The following is an 18,118-nucleotide window of genomic DNA, read 5'->3' on the forward strand; positions in this document are numbered from 1 at the left end:
CTGGGCCTGGCCTGTGCGAGAGCCACCCCGGAATGACGAAAACTCTAAAACTCCAGCTAGCGCCCGTAGAACAAGATGCTGGCGATGACGAGCATCGCCGTCACCGCCAGCATATGCGCGAGCGCTCCCGAGGCCGCCCCCTTGGTGGCTTCCTTCATGCCTTTTCTCCCTAGACTTGGGCGTGACTCATCGTTGTGCGGCTAGCGCACCCGACGGCCAATTGTTTTACTCGGAACACCCCATTTGCGAGTACTCACCGCGATTTGTCCCCACGCGGCGAATATCGACTGTGTCAGGGTCGATCAGCAATGCGGCGGCAATTTGACTCGATGATGTTGCTCCTGCGTCGGCGCAAGAATAGAGTTTCAGAGAACTCTCGCCGACAACGACAAAGAGCATCAAAAATTTAGGGAAAACTTCAGGAAAATCATGGCCCGCATCAACTATAGCGACCCGTCCAAGGCATCCGACCGCACCCGCGAAATTCTCGACAAGAACCGCAACGCCAACATCTTCCGCATGATGGCGCACTCGCCAAGCTATTTCGAGCAGTACTGCCGCTTAGGGGGCGCCATCCGCCACAAGGGCGAGCTCGACCCCATCGTGCGCGAGCTCGCAATCACCCGCACCGGCATCTTGTGCGAGGCGCCCTACGAGATCGTCGCGCACAAGCGCATCGGCAAGAATGTCGGCGTCACCGACGAGCAGAACGAGGCGCTCGAGAACTGGGAGGCGGCGACATGCTTCAACGAGGTGCAGCGCGCAGCGCTCGCCTTCACCGACGAGATCGTGACGCTGAAGAAGCCGACGGATGTGACCTTCAAGGCGATCGCAGCGAAGCTGACGCCGGCCGCGCTGGTCGAGCTGCAGCTTTCGGTCGGCTTCTACATCATGACGTCAAAGTTCTTGGAGACATTCGAGATCGACCTCCAGCCCGTGACGGAAGTGGTGGGTTGATCCGATAGCAGCGGCGAGGGATGCCGATGACGATCGATGAATATGCGGTTTGGGCCGCGAGCCTTGCGAAAGTCGAAGAGCATCCGTCCAACGAGCGGCTGTCCTATCTCGGTCTTGGCCTTGCCGGCGAAGCCGGCGAGGTCGCCGACCATATCAAGAAGTTGCTGCGCGACGACTGGCTCGACAAGGCGGGTCTGGTCGATGAGCTGGGCGATGTCATCTACTACTGGGCTTGTCTGTGCGCGGCGACAGGCCAGCAGCCGTCCGAGCTACTGGAGAAGAGTGCGGCGAAGATCAAGCGGCGCCTGAGCGAGGCCGCGAGCCGCTAGAGCAAAAGGCCTAGGCTAAGGTACCGACAGCCTCCACAGCGTCATGGCCGCTCTTGTCCCGGCCATCCACGCCTTGCCACGCAGCACGGAGAACGTGGATGCCCGGGACAAGCCCGGGCACGACGACCTGCTGTGAATGAACCACCGTCACTCACGTCGCTGTCAAGATATCCACCCTCGCGTTGGCGACGATCAGGCGGTCGGCGAGGAGCTGGGACAGATTGCGCATGACGCGCTCGCTGGCGCGTGGGTGCTGCTTGCGGAAGCGTTCGAAATCCTTCAGCGGTACTTCGAACGCGGTCGCCGCCATGTCGGCAAAGACGTCGGCGGAGCGCGTCGTCTCGAGCAGCGCCATCTCTCCGAAGGCCATGCCGGCAGTCAGCGTCGCCAGCCGCACGCCGTCGGGCAGCGTGACATGCACCGCACCGCTGCGCAGGAAGAACAGGGAGGAGGCCGGATCGCCCGTGGTGATGATCTTGGCGCCGGCCTGAAAGGTTCGGATCGTGCAGATCGAAGCGAGATCCGCCAGCTCTTCCTCGCTCATACCTGATAGCAGCGGCTGTTCGGCAAGCTCGGTGGTCTCGTGGAAGTCGATCGAGCCGCCGTAGCGGTAGACGATCTGGTCCTCGGCCCATTCGATCGCGGTGTCGAGCAGGTAGAAGTCGCGGACGTTCTTCAGCTCGGCGGTCCATTCCCGCAAGCTGTCCCATTCCTTGGAGGCGCGCCGGACGCCTGACAGCACCACGGTCACGTTCAGTGCGGCGAGCTCCTCGAAAGTTTCGGCGACAAGCCGCGCACCGGCGCGCGTGGTCGAGGTGACGCGGTGCAGGTCGAACACGACGATTTGCGGCCGCGGTCTTCCCGCCAGCCGGCGCGAGACGTAGTCGACGGCCGACAGCGACAGCGTGCCGACCAGCTCGATGACCCGCACCTCCTGCTCATGTGCAGCCAGGATTTCGCGCTCCTGCGGCCGGCGCACGCGTCGTGACGGGCTCCTGCCGATATCGTAGTCGGCGATGACGGCGTTGCGGGCATCGTCGCTGCGGTTGAGCATGTGCAGATCGTAATGCGAGGACAGCGCCTCGCAGACCTTGATGCCGCGCACGCTGTTGCCGTGCTTGTCGAGCTTTGGCGAATAGCTGCCGAGGCCGAGGCGGGCAGGGAGCGCGGCCAGAATGCCGCCGCCGACGCCGCTCTTGGCGGGGATGCCGATGCGGTAGATCCATTCGCCGGCATAGTCGTACATGCCCGACGAGGTCATCACCGAGAGCGTGCGCGAGATCGCGTAAGCGCTCAGCACCTGCTCGCCTGTGACCGGATTGATGCCACGGTTGGCAAGCGTTGCCGCCATCACCGCGATGTCGCGCGCGGTCACCAGCACGGCGCATTGCCGGAAATAGACGTCGAGCACGGCGGCGACGTTGTCCGAGATCACGGCGTTGGTCTTGAGCAGATAGCCGATGGCGCGGTTGCGGTCGCCGGTCTGGCTTTCGGAGGCATAGACGGCCTCGTCCACGGCGAGCTCGCGTCCGGCAAAGCGGCCGAGCGCCAGGCGAATCTGCTCGAAAGCGTCGGCGCCCTTGCTGTCGTAGATCAGTCCGGTGCAGGCGATTGCGCCGGCATTGACCATCGGGTTGAACGGATGGTTCTCCGAATTGAGCCGGATCGAGTTGAAAGGGTCACCCGAGGGCTCGACACCGATCGCGCTCTCGACCTTGCCTGCGCCCAAAAGGTCCAGCGCCAGCGCGAACACGAACGGCTTCGACATCGACTGGATGGTGAAGGGCACCCTGGAGTCGCCGACCTCGTAGACGTGGCCATCCAGTGTCGCGAGGCTGATGCCGAAATAGGCAGGATCGGCCTTGCTCAGCTCGGGAATGTAATCGGCGACATGGCCCGAGGTTTCCGCGGAGAATTCGTTGAGGCAATTGTCCAGAAACCGCAGCAAAGGCGGCTTCGAGCGGGTCCAGGCGGAGGCGGGAGGCGAGAGCGGTGTCATCGCCTCACTTGTGCAACGCAATCAGGGGGCGCGCAACCCGTCCGGCACCACGGTCTGCCGCCGGACCAGGACAAGCGCCAGCAAGACCGTAGGCGCGAGGATGGCAAGGCCCAGCAGCGTCACCTGCAGCTGCGACAGCGGCATGATCCCGCCGCCGGGCGTGGCCACCACGAAGCCGCCGATCACCAGCAGCACGCGGATCGGCCACTCCAGCGCACCAGTACCGCGCAAGTCGCCGACGAAGGCCTGGTAACCCTGGATGCCGGCACAGATGAACAGCGTGCCGAACGCGGCAAGACCCATCAGGCCGAGGCCGGCCAGATACGGGCTCGGCCCCTGCAATACCAGCGCCGGATTGAGCACGAAGAAGAACGGCAGGAAATAGATGATGCTGCCGACCCACATCGATTCCCAGCCCGTCTTCATCGCCGGCGAGCCGGCGATGCCGGCTGCGGCGAACGAAGCAATCGCGACCGGCGGGGTGATCGACGACAGCATGCCCCAGTAGAAAATGAACATGTGCACCGCCATGCGGTTCAGCCCGAGCTTCTCCAGCGCAGGCGCGACCAGGATGGCGAGGAAGATGTAGCAGGCCGTCGTCGTCAGGCCGAGGCCGAGGATGAGGCTGGTGAGGGCGCACATCCCGAGCAGCAGGAAGGGATTGTCGCCGGCAATATGCAGGAGGTCATTGGCAAGGCTCGACACAACGCCGGTCATCGAGAACGCGCCGATCAGGAGGCCGCAGCCGGCGAGGATGCCGACGAGCTCGACGAAGGTGCGTCCGTTGACCTCCAGGAATTTGCCGATCGTCGCAGGCGTCCAGCGCGTCTCCTTGGAGAACAACTGGTTGAGGACCAGCAGCAGCGCGGTGGCGTAGAACGGCGCGTGGCTCTCGCGCTTGAAATAGAGCAGCATCACGATCAGCAGCGCGATGACGAAGACGTAGTACCAGCCGTCCTTGATCGTATCCATGACGCGCGGCAGATCGGCGCGCGGAATGCCTTTCAGCCCGTGCCGCGCCGCATAGGCGTCGACCTGCATGAACAGGCCGACGTAATAGAGCACGGCGGGAATGATCGCGGCGAGCGCGACGTCGGCGTAGCTGACGTTGAGGAATTGCGCGATCACGAAGGCGGTGGCGCCCATCACCGGCGGCGCCAGCACCGCGCCGGTCGAGGCGCAGGCCTCGATCGCGGCGGCATAGGAGGCACGAAAGCCGCTCTTCTTCATGACGGGGATAGTCATGGTGCCGGCGGTCAAAACGTTGGAGATGATCGAGCCCGACATCATGCCGAGCAGGCCGCTCGCAAAGATGCAGACCTTCGCCGCGCCGCCGCGGAACGTGCCGCACATCGCGAAAGAAAGATTGATGAAGAATTTGCCCGCGCCGGTCATCATCAGCGCGGTGCCGAACACGAGGAAGCCGATCACGGTGTCGGCGAAGGCCTGGATGGGAATGCCGAGCAGGCTTTCGCCCGAGAGCACGTGATAGGCGGTCGCCTGCTCCAGCGTCGATTGGGTGCCGCGGAAGGGGCCGAGCCAGCGGGCCTCGGCAAACAGCGGATAGACGGTGAAGGGGAGCACGCTCAAGAGCAGGCTCCAGCCGCCGGTGCGGCGCAGCGCCTCCAACAGCATCACCCACATCACGAGGCCGGCGGCGATCACGCTGGTCGGCGCGCCGCCGAACTCCCAGCCGGCCTCGGCCGCCTTGCGCACGCTCGACATCAGCAGCAGCGATGCGGCAAAAGTCGCGACGAAGAGCAACAGGTCGTACCAGGGAATCCGATCGAGCGGTGCGCGTTCCGTGCCCGGGAAGATCAGGAAGGTGAACGGCAGCATCAAGGCGATCAGGAGGTAGAAATACTCCGTGTTGAGCTGAGTGTAGCCGATGAAGAAGCGCAGCGAGAATTGCTGGTTGATGCAGAGCAGGATCGTCGCCGCGGTCGCGACCACCAGCGTCCAGCGCCAGCCGCCGCGCAAGGTGCGCACGCGCGTCACCTCAGCTTCCTGCATGTTGCCGGCGGCGCCGTGCGGATCGTCGAACACGACCCGCTTGGGCTCGTCTTGCGGGGCGGTGGAGGTGGAAGACATCATTGATCCCGAAGCGTCGACTGGAAATTGCTAACTAGGCGAATGGCAGTTGTTTGAATCGCTCGGGCCGCGGGCTCAACCTCTCCCGCTTGCGGGAGAGGTTGGCGCGCAGCGCCGGGTGAGGGTTTTCTCCTCTGGGGGAATCCCACCGCGGAGACACCCTCTCCCCAACCCTCTCCCGCAAGCGGGAGAGGGAGCGCACTGCCGTCCTGGCAACCGTCAATTCCATTGCCAGACTATTCGTCGAACCCGCTCGGCATGTCGGCTTTCGCAAGCGCGGCTGCCCGCGCCTTCATCCAGCCGTCGAGGAAGGCCTTGTCATCCGATGGCGGATTGGATTTGCCGTACTCCGCCCACGCCGCGCCGAGCACCTCCTGCCGCTTGATCAGCTTGTTGTTGTGCGCCTCCTGCGCATCGCTCCAATGCCCGGCTTCCTTCAGCGCCTTCACCGCGCCGGGATGCACCGGCACCACCCAGTTCTTGGTCTGGCGGTCGGCGGCGAGACCGCCGGCGCCGGGCGCGGAATCCTTGTAGGCGTCGTAGTTCACGATCATCGCCTTGGTCATCGCATAGACCTGGTCGGCCGGCTGCGAAGCGTAGGCGACGAAGATCGGGTAGGGGTAATTGCCGAGCTCGACCGGCTTGTCCGGCGAAATGCCGGCGCCGCAGGTCGCGGTCTGCGGGAAGAAGAACGATCCGACCTTCTGCATCCGCGCCCAGCCTTCCTTGTCCTTGGCTGGCAGCGGCGGCCAGATCAGGCCACGCGGCGAGGTCTCGGCCTCTTTGGCGGGGCCGGTGATGGTGGTGCCGAAGGCGGCATCGACGTCGTTGTTGATCAGTCCTTTCCACATCGCGCCGTAGCTCGCGAACTCGACGGCCTTGATGTCCTTCTGCGTCAGCCCCGCGAAGGCGAGCACCGCGAGCGAATTCTGGTTCAGCGCGGGCGAGCCGACCACGAAGCCGACGCGCTTGCCCTTGAGGTCCTTCAACTCCTTCACGCCGGTGTCGGCGGCAACGCCCAGCGAGCCGCAATTGCAGTCGACGGACGAGAGCAGGATCTGGAGCGGCTGCGGGCCCCATTCCTTCGACCCGAACTCGAACACGCCTTCCTGTGCGAAATAGGTGCCCGATCCCATCGCAGATGAAACCGCGCGTTTGGCGCGCAGCGGCGCGAGGCGTGCGACGTCGTTGCCTGCGGGGAGCACGCGCACGTCGGTGCCGTATTTGTCCTTCATCATCTTGCCGACGCCGACCGCGATGTTGAAGCCGGCGGTTCCGGTGTCGTAGGCCGTGAAGGTCAAGGTCGCCGGCAGCTTGACGTCCTCGGCGAACGAGTAGCGTGTAGACGCAATAGAAATACCCGCCACCAAGGCAGGCGCGAGTATGAGCAGCCCACGAAGCATGTTTCCCTCCCTCCATCTTCGCGTTTGTCGCGAAGATTTTCTTTCTTTGTTTGAAACACAGTTTTGTTTGAAACAGATCATGTCACCGCGATCAAGCGATGGCAACGCCGACCGCGAACGTGGAAACAAGGACAGACAGATTGTCGCGGGAACGACGGATGCGCCGTTAATTCGCGACGATCGCGATCGCCTGTCCCTCGGCAACGATGTCGTCGAGTTTCACCAGAAGCGACGTGATCGTGCCGTTCGCAGGCGAAGGCACCGGTATCTCCATCTTCATCGCTTCGACCACCACAATTTCATCTCCATCCGCGACGGTTCCTCCAACTTGCACGGGAGTTGCGCAGATGCGTCCCGCGACCTCGGTGACGATCTTAATTTCTGGCATGCCATCGCCTTTTTGTTGTCGTTGCAAAATGCCTGAGGTAGCGTCGTCTGCAAGTGGAATTTAATTCCGCAGAGCGGAACAGACGGTAGGGAACAAATGGGACGACGATCGGAGCGGTTGAGTAGGCAAGGCATGCTCGCTGGCGATGCCGGTGAGGGTGATGTCATCCAGGTGGTCTCGCGCGCGTTCGACGTGTTGCGATGCTTCGAGGGCCACGACGCGAGGCTCGGCAATCTCGAGATTTCGAATCGCTGCGGCCTGCCGCGCTCGACGGTGTCGCGGCTCACGCACACGCTGACGCGGATGGGACAACTGGTCTATCTGCCGCGTGATCAAAAATATCGCATCGGCCCGAGCGCGGTGGCGATGAGCGCTTCGATGATGAAGGGCGCACAGCTGCGCAGCATGATCCGCCAGCGGCTGCAGGAAGTTGCCGAGCAGCTTCCCGGCACGGTCGGCTTAGTCGTGCCCGATCGCTTCAATCTCGTCTATCTCCAGTTCGCGCGCTCGGCCTCTGCGCTCGGCCTGCACGAGGGCACCGGCAGCCGCATCTCGATGGCCTCCACCGCAGCAGGCGCGGCCTACACGGCGGCGTTGTCGCCGGAAGTCGGCGATGCCTTCATCGCGGAGATGGAGCGCGAAGCGCCCGAGGCTGCGAAGATCCTCAGGCCCCGCATCGAGGCCAACCGGCAGATGCTGCGCGAGCGCGGCTATGTCGTGGCCTGCGGCCTGTGGAGCCCGCACATCAATGGCCTCGCGGTGCCGATCTGGTCACCGCAATATCAGACCTTCGTGGTCATCACGATTGGTCTGCTCTCGGCGATGTATGACGAGCAGCGTCTGCATGACGAAGTCGCCCCGCTGATGCTGCAGCTTGGCCGCTCGCTCGGCAGCCTGGTGGAAGGCGCGGAGGGCGATGCCTTCAACAACCGCATCTCGCGTAAGCCGGTCGCCATGGCCGTGCACAACAATAACAAGCCGATCAATTCGGAGGGAGTGAATGAACTGGAAGCCGGAACTCGACGAGCTCGCCCGGCGCGAAGCCTTCGCGCGGGAGATGGGCGGCGTTGACAAGGTCAAGCGACAGCATGACCAGGGCCGGCTGACTGTTCGGGAGCGTATCGACAAGCTGATCGACGAAGGCAGCTTTCACGAGATCGGTGCCGTCTCCGGCATCGGTGAGTACGATACCAGCGGCGAGCTGCAGAAACTGACGCCGGCGAACTGCGTATTCGGCCGCGCGCGCGTCGACGGCCGCACCGTGGTCGTGGTCGGCGACGACTTTACCGTGCGCGGCGGCTCGGCCGATGCGTCGATCTCCGCAAAACCGCTGATGGCGGAGGAGATGGCGCACGACTTCCGTCTGCCGATCGTCCGCATCATCGAGGGCTCCGGCGGCGGCGGCTCGGTCAAGACCATCGAGACCAAGGGCGCGGCCAATCTGCCGGGCGGCATCGGCGGCACGCGCTGGTATCGCTTCACGACGGAGAATTTGTCGCGCGTGCCGGTGGTCGCACTCGGCCTCGGTTCGGTCGCAGGGCTCGGTGCCGCGCGTCTCGCGTCCAGCCACTATTCCATCATGACCAGGAAGTCCGCGATGTTCGTCGCGGGGCCGCCGGTGGTGAAGGCGCTGGGGCAGGACCTCTCCAAGGAAGAATTAGGCGGCGCCGACATCCAGACCCGCGCCGGCGCGGTCGATCATGCCGTCGATACGGAAGAAGAGGCGTTCGCCTGCGCGCGGCGTTTCCTCTCTTACCTGCCGCCGTCGGTTTACGAGCTGCCGCCGACCTTGCCCTGCGCTGACAATCCGGAGCGCAGCGACGAAGCGCTGCTGAATGTGGTGCCGCGCAACCGCAAGCAGGTCTACAAGATGCGGCCGATCATCGAGTCCGTCGTCGACAAGGGCTCGTTCTTCGAAGTTGCCAAGAACTTCGGCAAGCCTGTCATCGTCGGCCTCGCCCGGCTCGAGGGCAGGGCGGTGCTGCTGCTCGCCAGCGACAGCTTCCACTATGGCGGCTCCTGGACCGCGGATGCCTGCCAGAAAGTGGTGCGTTGGGTCGACTTCGCCGAGACCTTCCATCTGCCGGTCGTCTATCTCATGGACTGCCCCGGCTTCATGATCGGCCTCGACGCCGAGAAAGCCGCCACCATCCGTCACGGCGTGCGCGCCATGGCCGCGGTCAACCAGACCACCGTGCCCTGGTGCACCGTGATCCTGAGAAACGCCTTCGGTGTCGCGGGCGTCGTGCATCAGCCGGCCGATCGCTTTTCGATCCGCTACGCCTGGCCGTCGGCCTATTGGGGCTCGCTCCCGCTCGAAGGCGGCATCGAGGCCGCCTACCGCGCCGACATCGACGCGGCCGAGGACAAGGCGGGCAAGCTGGAGGAAATCCAGGACCGCCTCAACAAGCTGCGCTCGCCGTTCCGCTCCGCCGAAAAATTCTGGGTCGAGGAGATCATCGATCCCCGCAAGACGCGCGCGCTGTTGTGCGAGTTCGCCCGGCTGGCCGAGCCCTTGCGCAAGCCGGGACCGCCAGAGAATTTTTCGATCAGGCCGTAGCATTCTTGTGCCAAGGCATGACGCTCGTGCCCCGGACGCAGCGCAGCGCTTCTTCAGCGGTGCGCTGCAGAGCCGGGGCCCATGCAAGAGCGAGCTCGCGGCCTCCTGGGTCCCGGCTCAGCGCTGCAACGCCTGAAGCGTTGCAGCGCGTCCGGGACACGAGAGATGGTGGCGTTGACGCAATCCAAAAGCCTTTCACGGCAAAACAATAACGCGCTAAGCTCTCCCAACAAGAACAAGAGGAAGCGCCAATCGTGTACGACTTCATCATCGTGGGCGGCGGCTCGGCGGGGTCCGTGCTGGCCCACCGGCTCTCGGCAAAGAGCGCCAACAAGGTCCTGCTGTGCGAAGCGGGGCAGGACACGCCGCCCGGAAACGAGCCGGCCGAAATCCGAGACAGCTATCCCGGCACCGCCTATTTCGATCCGCGCTTCCACTGGACCGAACTGAAGGTCACGACCCAGGTCGTCAGCCACAACAATCCGAATGAAGCGCGTCCTCCTTTACGCAAATACGAGCAGGCGCGCGTGCTCGGCGGCGGCTCGTCGATCAACGGCCAGATGGCCAACCGCGGCGCACCGACCGATTACGACGAATGGGACGCGCGGGGCGCTGCGGGCTGGAGCTGGAACGACGTGCTGCCCTTCTTCAAGAAGATCGAGCGCGACCTCGATTTCGACGGTCCCTTCCACGGCAAGGACGGCAAGATCCCGGTCCGACGGATTCCGCGCGAGCACTGGACCAAGCATTCGCAGGCGCTCGGCGAGGCGTTCCAGCAGGCCGGCCATCAATATTTGCCGGACCAGAACGGCGAATTCGTCGACGGCTTTTTCCCGGTGACGCATTCCAATCAGGCTGAGCAGCGCGTCTCGGCCGCGATGGGCTATCTCGATCGCGACACCCGCAAGCGTGCGAACCTGACGATTTCCACCGACACCCAGGTCCGGGAGCTGCTGTTCGAAGGCACGCAATGCGTTGGCGTGAAGGCCATTGTCGGCGGGCGCGAGCAGGAGTTCCGCGGCCGCGAGATCATCCTCTCCAGCGGTGCGATCCACTCGCCGGCGCACCTCTTGCGCGCCGGCATCGGTCCGGTCGGCCATCTCAAGGACTTGGGAATTCCGGTCCGGATGGGCCTGGCGGGCGTCGGCCAGCGCCTGATGGATCATCCCTCGATTTCACTGTCGTCCTACATCCGCCGGGGCGCGCGCATGAACGAGCATACGCGGCGCCACATGCAGGTGGGCTTGCGCTATTCGTCCGGGCTGTCCGGCGTGCCGAAGGGCGACATGTTCGTCGTCGTGCTCAGCAAATCGGCCTGGCACGCGGTCGGTGGGCAGATCGGCTCGCTGCTCACCTTCGTCAACAAGACCTATTCCGAGACCGGGCAGGTCAAGCTTGCCTCGCGCGATCCCGCCGCAGAGCCGATCGTCGAGTTCAACCTGTTGTCCGACCGGCGCGACCTCGATCGCCTGATGAGCGGCTTCCGCAAGATGGCGGCCGTGCAAATGAGCGAGGCGGTCAGGGCGGTGACGGACAAGCCGTTCCCCGCCTCCTACACCGACCGCGTGCGCAAAATTGGTGTGGTCAATACGACGAACAGGATCTTGACCACGATCGCCGCGGCCCTGATGGACGGGCCGGCGGCGCTGCGCCACTACATGATCGACAATTTCGTCGTCGAAGGTTTCAGCTTCGAGGACGTCATCAATGACGACGAGGCGCTGGAAGCTTTCGTGCGCAAGGCGACCATCGGCGTGTGGCACGCCTCCTGCTCATGCCGCATGGGCCGGGCCGACGATCCGATGGCAGTGGTCGATACAGAAGGCCGCGTCAAGGGCATTCAGGGCCTGCGCGTCGTCGACGCCTCGATCTTCCCGGTGGTGCCATGCGCCAACACCAACTTCCCGGTCCTGATGTCGGCGGAGAAGATCGCGGCTGCGATCATGCAGTAGGCTTCCGGCGTTGCTTCGCTTGGCGAGGCCGTCCAGTCAGATCATAGCCGCAGCACCTTGCCGGGATTCATGATGTTCTGCGGATCGAGCGCGCGCTTGATGGTTCGCATGATGTCGAGCTCGGTCTTCGAGCGGTAGTGGCTGAGCTCGTCGAGCTTGTCGATGCCGATGCCGTGTTCCGCCGAGATCGAGCCGCCCATGGACGTGATGAGATCGTTCACGGCTCGCGTGATCGCGGCCTTGTATTGGGTCAGCGTCTGCTGATCCATGCCGAGCGGCCCCATGAACGAGAAATGCAGATTGCCATCGCCAATGTGCCCCAAAGGATAGGGGCGAATGGCCGGGAGAATGTCGCACACGGCCTTGAGCCCGAGGTCGATGAACTCCGGAATCCTGGAGATGGCCACCGACACATCGAAGCTGAGTCCCGGCCCCTCGGCCCGGGAGGCCTCGGCGACGCTTTCCCGGATGCGCCACATGTTCTGCGATTGGCTTCCGGTCTGGGCGATCGCCGCGTCGATCACGCGTCCGGCCTCGAGCTGATCGGCGAGAAATTGCTCCATCTTCGCCGCGATGCCCTCAGCCCCGTCCTCGCGCGCCCGCGAGGAGGACCATTCGAGCAGCAGATACCATGGCGTGTCCGCCCGAAGCGGATCCTGCGTGCCGGGAATGTGGCGGAGCACCATGTCGACGGCGGCGCGGCTCATCAGCTCGCAGGAGCCGACATTGTCCTCGGATGCGCCATGGGCTTCCGACAGGATCTCAAGCGCCGCGCGCGGATCCCGGATCGCCAGCCACGCGGTGCAGACGTCCTTGGGAGCCGGCCACAGCTTGAGCACGGCCTTCGTGATGATGCCGAGCGTTCCTTCGGCGCCCATGAAGAGATGCTTGAGGTCGTAGCCGGTATTGTCCTTCTTGAGCGCACGCAAGCCGTCCCAGACCTCGCCATTGGCCAGCACGACCTCCAGGCCCAGAACGAGATTGCGGGCATTGCCGTAGCGGAGCACCTGCACGCCGCCGGCGTTGGTCGACAGATTGCCGCCGATCATGCACGAGCCCTGGGCGCCAAGGCTGAGCGGCAGGAACCTGTCGTGCCTGACTGCAGTCTCCTGAAGAGCCTGCAGCACGCAGCCGGCCTCGACCGTCATGGTGTAACCGGTGGCATCGACGTCCAGCACGCGGTCCATGCGGCCAAGCGACAACACGATGCCGGTGTGCGCGGGCCAGGGCGTGGCTCCGCCCATCAGACCGGTGTTTCCACCCTGCGGCACGATCGCGACCCCGTGTTCATGGCAGAGCCTGACCACCTTCGCGACCTCTTCGGTACTGCCGGGACGAACGACGGCTCCGGCCCCTCCAACCAGCAGTCCGCGCCAGTCCGTCACGAACGGCTGCTTGCCGTGCTCGTCCTCGATGAGGCCCTTCTCACCCACGATCGCGCGCAGCGAATCGCGCATCTGGGCCGTCAGCGGAGCGGTTGGAATGATGGGTTCGGACGACGGACCGGCAGCCGGCATTTGTTTCCCCTGGCGCATCTTGGTGTGCACTGCGCACGTAACGTGCGTCGGGGTATTGTCCACGTTTGCGCCGTCGAGTCTAACGGCAAGATGGCTCTGGCCCGCAAAGCCCGGAAGCAGGGCGCCTTGCGCCGGCGACCGTGCAGGGGGGCGTTTTCGGATTTCCTGTTTGAGCCGTGCCGCACCGGATGCCGGACGCGCGCTCTGTCGGCGGGCGCAGATCGTGTTTCCTCCGGTATTTTACGGGTGTTCTTACCGTTTACCGCCAATCTCTGCGATCGCATTTAAGCGACATTAATGATGCTTTCTCGATATGAGACATCTCGATCCCGTGCGGTTCCTGTTTGCGGATGACCCGTAAGTGTTGATTAACGGGGCGCTCGACATATTCCGCCCATGATGGGCGAGTGCCGGGATCGAACCCCGGCGATCTCTTCCGTCGATTTCAGGGAAAGGGCCGCTGCCGCAGCGACGGCAGTAAGGATGAACCTCATGCTCCGCCGCGCAGTGCTCCGTTTCGCGACAGACCGGAAGGCCAACGTCGCCATCATTTTTGCGCTGACGCTGGTTCCTATCATCTTTCTGCTGGGGATGACGCTCGACTATACGCTGGCCCTGCGCAAGCGGGAGCAGTTGAACGCGGCCGCCGACGCGGCCGCGATCGCGGCCGTGCGGCCGGCGATGCTGACGCAGACCAATAGCGATACCATCAAGGAGACCGCGAAGGCCGTCTTTGCCGCCAAGGCGAATCTTCCCGGGCTGGCGGCCACGCCGACTCCGACGGTCACGGTCACCGATTCTGGTCTCGCGCGGACCATCACGGTTTCCTACACCGCGGAGTCCGTCAACAATTTCCCGGGCGTTCTCGGCAAGCAGACTTGGCAGGTGGCCGGTTCGGCGATCGCGAAGGCGTCGAGCGCGCCCAACATGAATTTCTACCTGTTGCTGGATGATTCCCCGTCAATGGCGCTGGCCGCGACCCAGGGCGACATCGACAACATGGTTCTCGCCACGAAGACCCAACCAGCCTACGCGAGGAATTGTGCATTCGCCTGTCATGAGGCGCATCCCAACAACGCGGCCCCCAGCTCGACGAACAAGGACAACCTCACGGTCGCGCGCGCGAACAACATCACGCTGCGGATCGATCTCGTGACCAATGCCGTCAAGCAGTTGATGGTCGGACCCTGGTCGTGCCCTCAGTCGGGCACGTCGGGCGGCGTCATGCAGTGCATGTCGGCGCTCAACAATACGACCTACAAGGCGGCCATCTACACCTTCGACTACGCCCTGAACACGATCCAGACGCTGACCACCCCGAGCACGGCCGGCACGAAGATCGGCAACATTCAGCTCCTGACGGTCGACCACCAGAACTGCCCCGTTCTCAACGGTTCGGGCGGCTGCATCTACACCACCGACTACGGCACCGATATCTCGAAGGGGCTGACGGACCTCAACACCATCATGCCCAATCCCGGCGACGGTAGCGCGACCGGTACACCGCAGGAAGTGGTCTTCCTCGTCACCGACGGCGTCGAGGACAAGCTCATCCCGAAGTCGGGGGGCAGCTGCGACCCCAACGCTACCTATCCGCTTCCGTCAGCCAACTCCACGACTGCGCGATGCCAGCAACCGCTTAATACGGCGATATGCGATACCATTAAGAATCGAAACATTCGTATCGCGATCCTCTACACCGAGTACCTGGAACTGCCGAGCGACAGCTGGTACACCAGCCGTATCTCGCAGTTCAACAATCCGTCCTCATCGACGGGCACGATCGCGCAACGGCTGCAATCCTGTGCGTCACCGGGCCTGTACGCAAATGTCAAGAATGGTGGCGACATCAACAAGGCTCTGACGGACCTGTTCATCAAGGTCGCGTCCAGCACGGCCAGCCTCGTGAAGTAGGGAAAGGGCCATGTTCGGATACGGTTCGACCATCATCAGACGCCGCAATCGCTGCGCCGCATTCGCGCAGGACAGCAGGGGCGCCACGGCCGTCGAGTTCGCGCTCGTCGCCGCGCCGTTTCTCGCCCTCGTCATCGCACTCATTCAGACGTTTCTGGTCTTCTTCGCCCAGCAGATGCTCGAATCCGTCGTGCGCCAATCGGCGCGGCTTGTCATGACTGGACAGGTTCAGTCCGCGAACATGACGCAGGCGGTTTTCAAGCAGAAGGTCTGCGACCAGATCGTGATCCTGTTCACTTGCAACGGCCTGATGATCGACATGCAGGTCGCAACCTCGTGGAATTCCGCGAACACGGCGTTGCCGACCCTGACCTACGATGCATCGGGCAAGGTCTCCAATGTCTGGCTGTACGATCCGGGCGACGCCGGCGATATCGTCGTGCTCCGCGTGATGTACGAGTGGCCGGTCGTCCTCGGCCCGCTCGGTTTCAACCTCTCGAATCTCAGCAACGGCAATCGGCTGATCATGTCGTCTGCCGCGTTCCAGAACGAGCCAGGAGCTACCTGATGATCTCCGCCCTGTCGTCTCGCGCCCGGCACCTGTTGACCGATGTCCGCGCCGTTGCAGCGACGGAGTTCGCCATCGTGACGCCGTTCATGCTGGTGCTCTATATCGGTGGCGTCGAGCTCGGCAATGGGCTCGCCATGAACGTCAAGGTCAGCGCGACCGCGCACAGTGTCGCCGACATGATCACGCAGAACACCGCCGTTAGCACGACCCAGATGGACGGCATTCTCGCGGCCGCGAGTGCCATCATGGCTCCATATCCCACCAAGAGTGGCAGCACCTCCTTGATGACGATCACCGTCTCGGAGGTCTCGACGGACAGCAACGGCAATGCGACGGTGCGATGGAGCAAGTCGACAAGCTCCTCGGGCGCACGAACCGTCGGTCAGCAGATGACCTTGTCGTCCTTTACCGCGCCCGGCGGCACCACCAATGCCAACATCTCCCTCATCCTGAGCGAGGTGTCCTATGACTACACGCCGAACCTCGGCTTCACCATCGCGGGCACCATCAAGCTGTCCGACAGCTACTATCTGTTCCCGCGCTGCTCGACCAACGGCCCGGGCGGCTCCTCGAGCTTTCCTTATTACGACGTGAAATATCCGGCGACGTCCACCTGCACCTGTGTCCAGCATTTGCAGCAGAAGAGCTGTTAAGTCGCGCGGGGCCGGGCGATCGCATTACGGCAATTCGCGCGAGCTGACGCGCGCCTCGTCCTTCGGGACGACCGCTCCGCGGTCTCCTCAGGATGAGGCTAAGCAGCACCGGTTCCTGTTGAAACCGGTGCCGCGCACCCGATCCTCATCCTGAGGGCCCGCCAACGGCGGGCGTCTCGAAGGATGGCCACAGGCCAAATCGCCCATCTGCGATTGCCCTGCGGGAGCGGCATTTCTTCGCACATCGAAGTATGGCCCGCCAAGGCTCGCATTCACGCGCCAGCAGCGCCGGTACACTGTCGCTGCAAACAGGCTTGGCAGCACATTCAATCGACGGGTTGATTTTCCAAGCCGATCGGTCTAATAAATCCTCATGAGCAGCGAAGCCTCGGTTTCAGAGCCGCGTCGACGAGGTCGTCCTCCCAGGGACCAGTCGCATCCGAATGCGCCGCGCGCGCGTCTGCTGCGTACCGGTGTTGCGATCCTGACCGAGAAGGGATTCAGCGCCGTAGGCGTGGACGAGATCCTGGCCTCCGCGGACGTGCCGAAGGGGTCGTTCTATCACTACTTCGGCAGCAAGGAGGCGTTTGGTCTCGCGCTGATCGATGCCTATGCGGCCTATTTCGCGCGCAAGCTGAATCGATGGTTCGACGATGCAGAGCGGGCTCCGCTGGAGCGCCTGCGCGATTTCATCGCAGACGCCCGGTCGGGCATGGCCCGCCACGGCTATCGACGTGGCTGTCTCGTCGGCAATCTCGGACAGGAGATGGGGGCCCTGCCGGAGCCGTTCCGAATGCGCCTCGCCGCCGTTTTCAGGGATTGGGAGATGCGGACCTCACGCTGCCTCCGCGCGGCGCAGGCGGCGGGTGACATCCCCAAGGGCATCGATTGCGACAGCCTCGCGCATTTCTTCTGGATCGGCTGGGAGGGGGCGGTGCTGCGGGCGAAGCTGGAAAGACGTCCCGATGCGCTCGACGTCTTCGCGCGCGGATTTCTCGCGATGATCCAGGCCAACGACATGGGGCCACGACGGTGAGCAATAGTTTCATCGAGAATGAACGCGGGCAAACAGTCCGTTGAACTGGCAGAGCTTCCGCTGGACAGGTTGCCCGAGGGGGCGTGTGATCGTACCGATTTCCATCGACTAACACTGAGGATATTCAGGCCATGACCAAGGCACTTGCAGTCAGTCGCTTCCCCGTCCCTGATCTGGCCGACATGCCAGACGACATCCGCGCCCGTATCCTGGCTGTCCAGGAGAAGTCCGGCTTCATTCCGAACGTGTTTCTCGTGCTGGCGCACCGGCCGGACGAATTTCGCGCGTTTTTTGCCTATCACGATGCGCTGATGGACAAGCCCGGCAACCTCACCAAGGCAGAGCGGGAAATGATCGTGGTTGCGACCAGCAACCTCAATCAATGCCAATATTGCGTCATCGCGCATGGCGCGATCCTGCGCATCCGGGCCAAGGATCCGCTGATCGCCGATCAGGTCGCGGTCAACTACCGCAAGGCTGATATCACCGACCGGCAGAAGGCGATGCTCGACTTCGCCGTATGCGTGTCGACCGAGGCCTACAAGGTTTCCGAATCCGATTTCGCCACTCTGAAATCGCACGGGTTCACGGAAGACGACATCTGGGACATTGCCGCGATCTCGGCCTTCTTCGGCCTCTCCAACCGGCTTGCCAACGTCACCAGCATGCGTCCGAACCCGGAATTCTACAGCATGGGACGCGGCTGACGGGGCTGACTGACATCTTCGGCAAACACGCTCGCCCGTGC

15 protein-coding genes are annotated in these 18,118 nt (G+C 63.5%); 10 read left to right on the forward strand and 5 right to left on the reverse strand.

Features of this window, described 5'->3' with window-relative positions:
• Positions 1–429 precede the first annotated feature (429 nt).
• Positions 430–957 (forward strand): carboxymuconolactone decarboxylase family protein, encoded by a 528-nt coding sequence (locus tag IVA81_RS04810; RefSeq protein ID WP_247312997.1) that lies wholly within the window; start codon positions 430–432, stop codon positions 955–957.
• Between the two features lie 26 nt (positions 958–983).
• On the forward strand, positions 984–1,286 hold the full coding sequence (locus tag IVA81_RS04815) for a nucleoside triphosphate pyrophosphohydrolase family protein (protein ID WP_247312999.1): 303 nt from the start codon (positions 984–986) through the stop codon (positions 1,284–1,286).
• 151 nt (positions 1,287–1,437) lie between these two features.
• On the opposite strand, the gene glsA is transcribed toward IVA81_RS04815, so the two are convergent.
• From glsA to IVA81_RS04835, 4 genes are all read right to left on the reverse strand, one after another.
• On the reverse strand, positions 1,438–3,285 hold the full coding sequence (glsA, locus tag IVA81_RS04820) for a glutaminase A (RefSeq protein WP_247313001.1): 1,848 nt from the start codon (positions 3,283–3,285) through the stop codon (positions 1,438–1,440).
• 21 nt (positions 3,286–3,306) lie between these two features.
• A complete protein-coding gene (locus tag IVA81_RS04825; RefSeq protein ID WP_247313004.1) occupies positions 3,307–5,379 on the reverse strand; it encodes a TRAP transporter permease in 2,073 nt (690 codons plus the stop codon).
• A 233-nt stretch (positions 5,380–5,612) separates the two neighbouring features.
• The gene (locus IVA81_RS04830) at positions 5,613–6,779 is read right to left on the reverse strand and encodes a TAXI family TRAP transporter solute-binding subunit (protein ID WP_247313007.1); all 1,167 of its coding nucleotides are present in this window, start codon (positions 6,777–6,779) and stop codon (positions 5,613–5,615) included.
• Positions 6,780–6,945: 166 nt separating this feature from the next.
• Positions 6,946–7,167 (reverse strand): acetyl-CoA carboxylase biotin carboxyl carrier protein subunit, encoded by a 222-nt coding sequence (locus tag IVA81_RS04835; protein ID WP_247313010.1) that lies wholly within the window; start codon positions 7,165–7,167, stop codon positions 6,946–6,948.
• A gap of 96 nt (positions 7,168–7,263) precedes the next feature.
• On the opposite strand from IVA81_RS04835, the gene IVA81_RS04840 reads away from it, so the two are divergent.
• The 3 genes from IVA81_RS04840 to IVA81_RS04850 all read left to right on the forward strand — a co-directional run bounded on the left by IVA81_RS04840 (position 7,264) and on the right by IVA81_RS04850 (position 11,679).
• Positions 7,264–8,238 carry a helix-turn-helix domain-containing protein gene (locus IVA81_RS04840; RefSeq protein ID WP_247005232.1) on the forward strand — a complete coding sequence of 325 codons (975 nt, stop codon included), beginning with the start codon at positions 7,264–7,266 and terminating at the stop codon, positions 8,236–8,238.
• Positions 8,168–9,727, forward strand: a complete 1,560-nt coding sequence (locus IVA81_RS04845; protein WP_247313013.1) for a carboxyl transferase domain-containing protein — start codon at positions 8,168–8,170, stop codon at positions 9,725–9,727. Before IVA81_RS04840 ends, IVA81_RS04845 begins: the two co-directional genes overlap by 71 nt.
• A 254-nt stretch (positions 9,728–9,981) precedes the next feature.
• Positions 9,982–11,679, forward strand: a complete 1,698-nt coding sequence (locus IVA81_RS04850) for a GMC oxidoreductase (protein WP_247313015.1) — start codon at positions 9,982–9,984, stop codon at positions 11,677–11,679.
• A gap of 41 nt (positions 11,680–11,720) precedes the next feature.
• Here IVA81_RS04850 and IVA81_RS04855 read toward each other — a convergent pair whose 3' ends face one another.
• Positions 11,721–13,196 (reverse strand): FAD-binding oxidoreductase, encoded by a 1,476-nt coding sequence (locus tag IVA81_RS04855; RefSeq protein ID WP_247313018.1) that lies wholly within the window; start codon positions 13,194–13,196, stop codon positions 11,721–11,723.
• A gap of 492 nt (positions 13,197–13,688) precedes the next feature.
• Between IVA81_RS04855 and IVA81_RS04860 the strand changes: the two genes are divergently transcribed.
• The 5 genes from IVA81_RS04860 (at position 13,689) to IVA81_RS04880 (ending at position 18,077) form a co-directional block, all read left to right on the forward strand.
• Complete coding sequence (locus IVA81_RS04860; RefSeq protein ID WP_247313335.1) at positions 13,689–15,110, forward strand: pilus assembly protein TadG-related protein; 1,422 nt, start codon at positions 13,689–13,691, stop codon at positions 15,108–15,110.
• Between the two features lie 10 nt (positions 15,111–15,120).
• The gene (locus IVA81_RS04865; RefSeq protein WP_247313020.1) at positions 15,121–15,678 is read left to right on the forward strand and encodes a TadE/TadG family type IV pilus assembly protein; all 558 of its coding nucleotides are present in this window, start codon (positions 15,121–15,123) and stop codon (positions 15,676–15,678) included.
• Positions 15,678–16,334 (forward strand): TadE/TadG family type IV pilus assembly protein, encoded by a 657-nt coding sequence (locus IVA81_RS04870; protein ID WP_247313023.1) that lies wholly within the window; start codon positions 15,678–15,680, stop codon positions 16,332–16,334. The genes IVA81_RS04865 and IVA81_RS04870 overlap by 1 nt, the downstream gene beginning before the upstream one ends.
• 373 nt (positions 16,335–16,707) lie before the next feature.
• Positions 16,708–17,370, forward strand: a complete 663-nt coding sequence (locus IVA81_RS04875; RefSeq protein WP_247313026.1) for a TetR/AcrR family transcriptional regulator — start codon at positions 16,708–16,710, stop codon at positions 17,368–17,370.
• A gap of 131 nt (positions 17,371–17,501) precedes the next feature.
• A complete protein-coding gene (locus IVA81_RS04880; protein ID WP_247313029.1) occupies positions 17,502–18,077 on the forward strand; it encodes a peroxidase-related enzyme in 576 nt (191 codons plus the stop codon).
• Positions 18,078–18,118 lie beyond the last annotated feature (41 nt).

This window comes from Bradyrhizobium sp. 141, from assembly GCF_023074055.1.
GTDB lineage: Bacteria > Pseudomonadota > Alphaproteobacteria > Rhizobiales > Xanthobacteraceae > Bradyrhizobium.

Coding starts and splice junctions, on each gene's coding strand:
- IVA81_RS04880 (WP_247313029.1), top strand. CDS start 17,502: ATGACCAAGGCACTTGCAGTCAGTCGCTTCCCCGTCCCTGATCTGGCC.
- IVA81_RS04830 (WP_247313007.1), bottom strand. CDS start 6,779: ATGCTTCGTGGGCTGCTCATACTCGCGCCTGCCTTGGTGGCGGGTATT.
- IVA81_RS04840 (WP_247005232.1), top strand. CDS start 7,264: ATGGGACGACGATCGGAGCGGTTGAGTAGGCAAGGCATGCTCGCTGGC.
- IVA81_RS04870 (WP_247313023.1), top strand. CDS start 15,678: ATGATCTCCGCCCTGTCGTCTCGCGCCCGGCACCTGTTGACCGATGTC.
- glsA (WP_247313001.1), bottom strand. CDS start 3,285: ATGACACCGCTCTCGCCTCCCGCCTCCGCCTGGACCCGCTCGAAGCCG.
- IVA81_RS04810 (WP_247312997.1), top strand. CDS start 430: ATGGCCCGCATCAACTATAGCGACCCGTCCAAGGCATCCGACCGCACC.
- IVA81_RS04835 (WP_247313010.1), bottom strand. CDS start 7,167: ATGCCAGAAATTAAGATCGTCACCGAGGTCGCGGGACGCATCTGCGCA.
- IVA81_RS04875 (WP_247313026.1), top strand. CDS start 16,708: ATGAGCAGCGAAGCCTCGGTTTCAGAGCCGCGTCGACGAGGTCGTCCT.
- IVA81_RS04825 (WP_247313004.1), bottom strand. CDS start 5,379: ATGATGTCTTCCACCTCCACCGCCCCGCAAGACGAGCCCAAGCGGGTC.
- IVA81_RS04855 (WP_247313018.1), bottom strand. CDS start 13,196: ATGCCGGCTGCCGGTCCGTCGTCCGAACCCATCATTCCAACCGCTCCG.
- IVA81_RS04865 (WP_247313020.1), top strand. CDS start 15,121: ATGTTCGGATACGGTTCGACCATCATCAGACGCCGCAATCGCTGCGCC.
- IVA81_RS04815 (WP_247312999.1), top strand. CDS start 984: ATGACGATCGATGAATATGCGGTTTGGGCCGCGAGCCTTGCGAAAGTC.
- IVA81_RS04860 (WP_247313335.1), top strand. CDS start 13,689: ATGCTCCGCCGCGCAGTGCTCCGTTTCGCGACAGACCGGAAGGCCAAC.
- IVA81_RS04845 (WP_247313013.1), top strand. CDS start 8,168: ATGAACTGGAAGCCGGAACTCGACGAGCTCGCCCGGCGCGAAGCCTTC.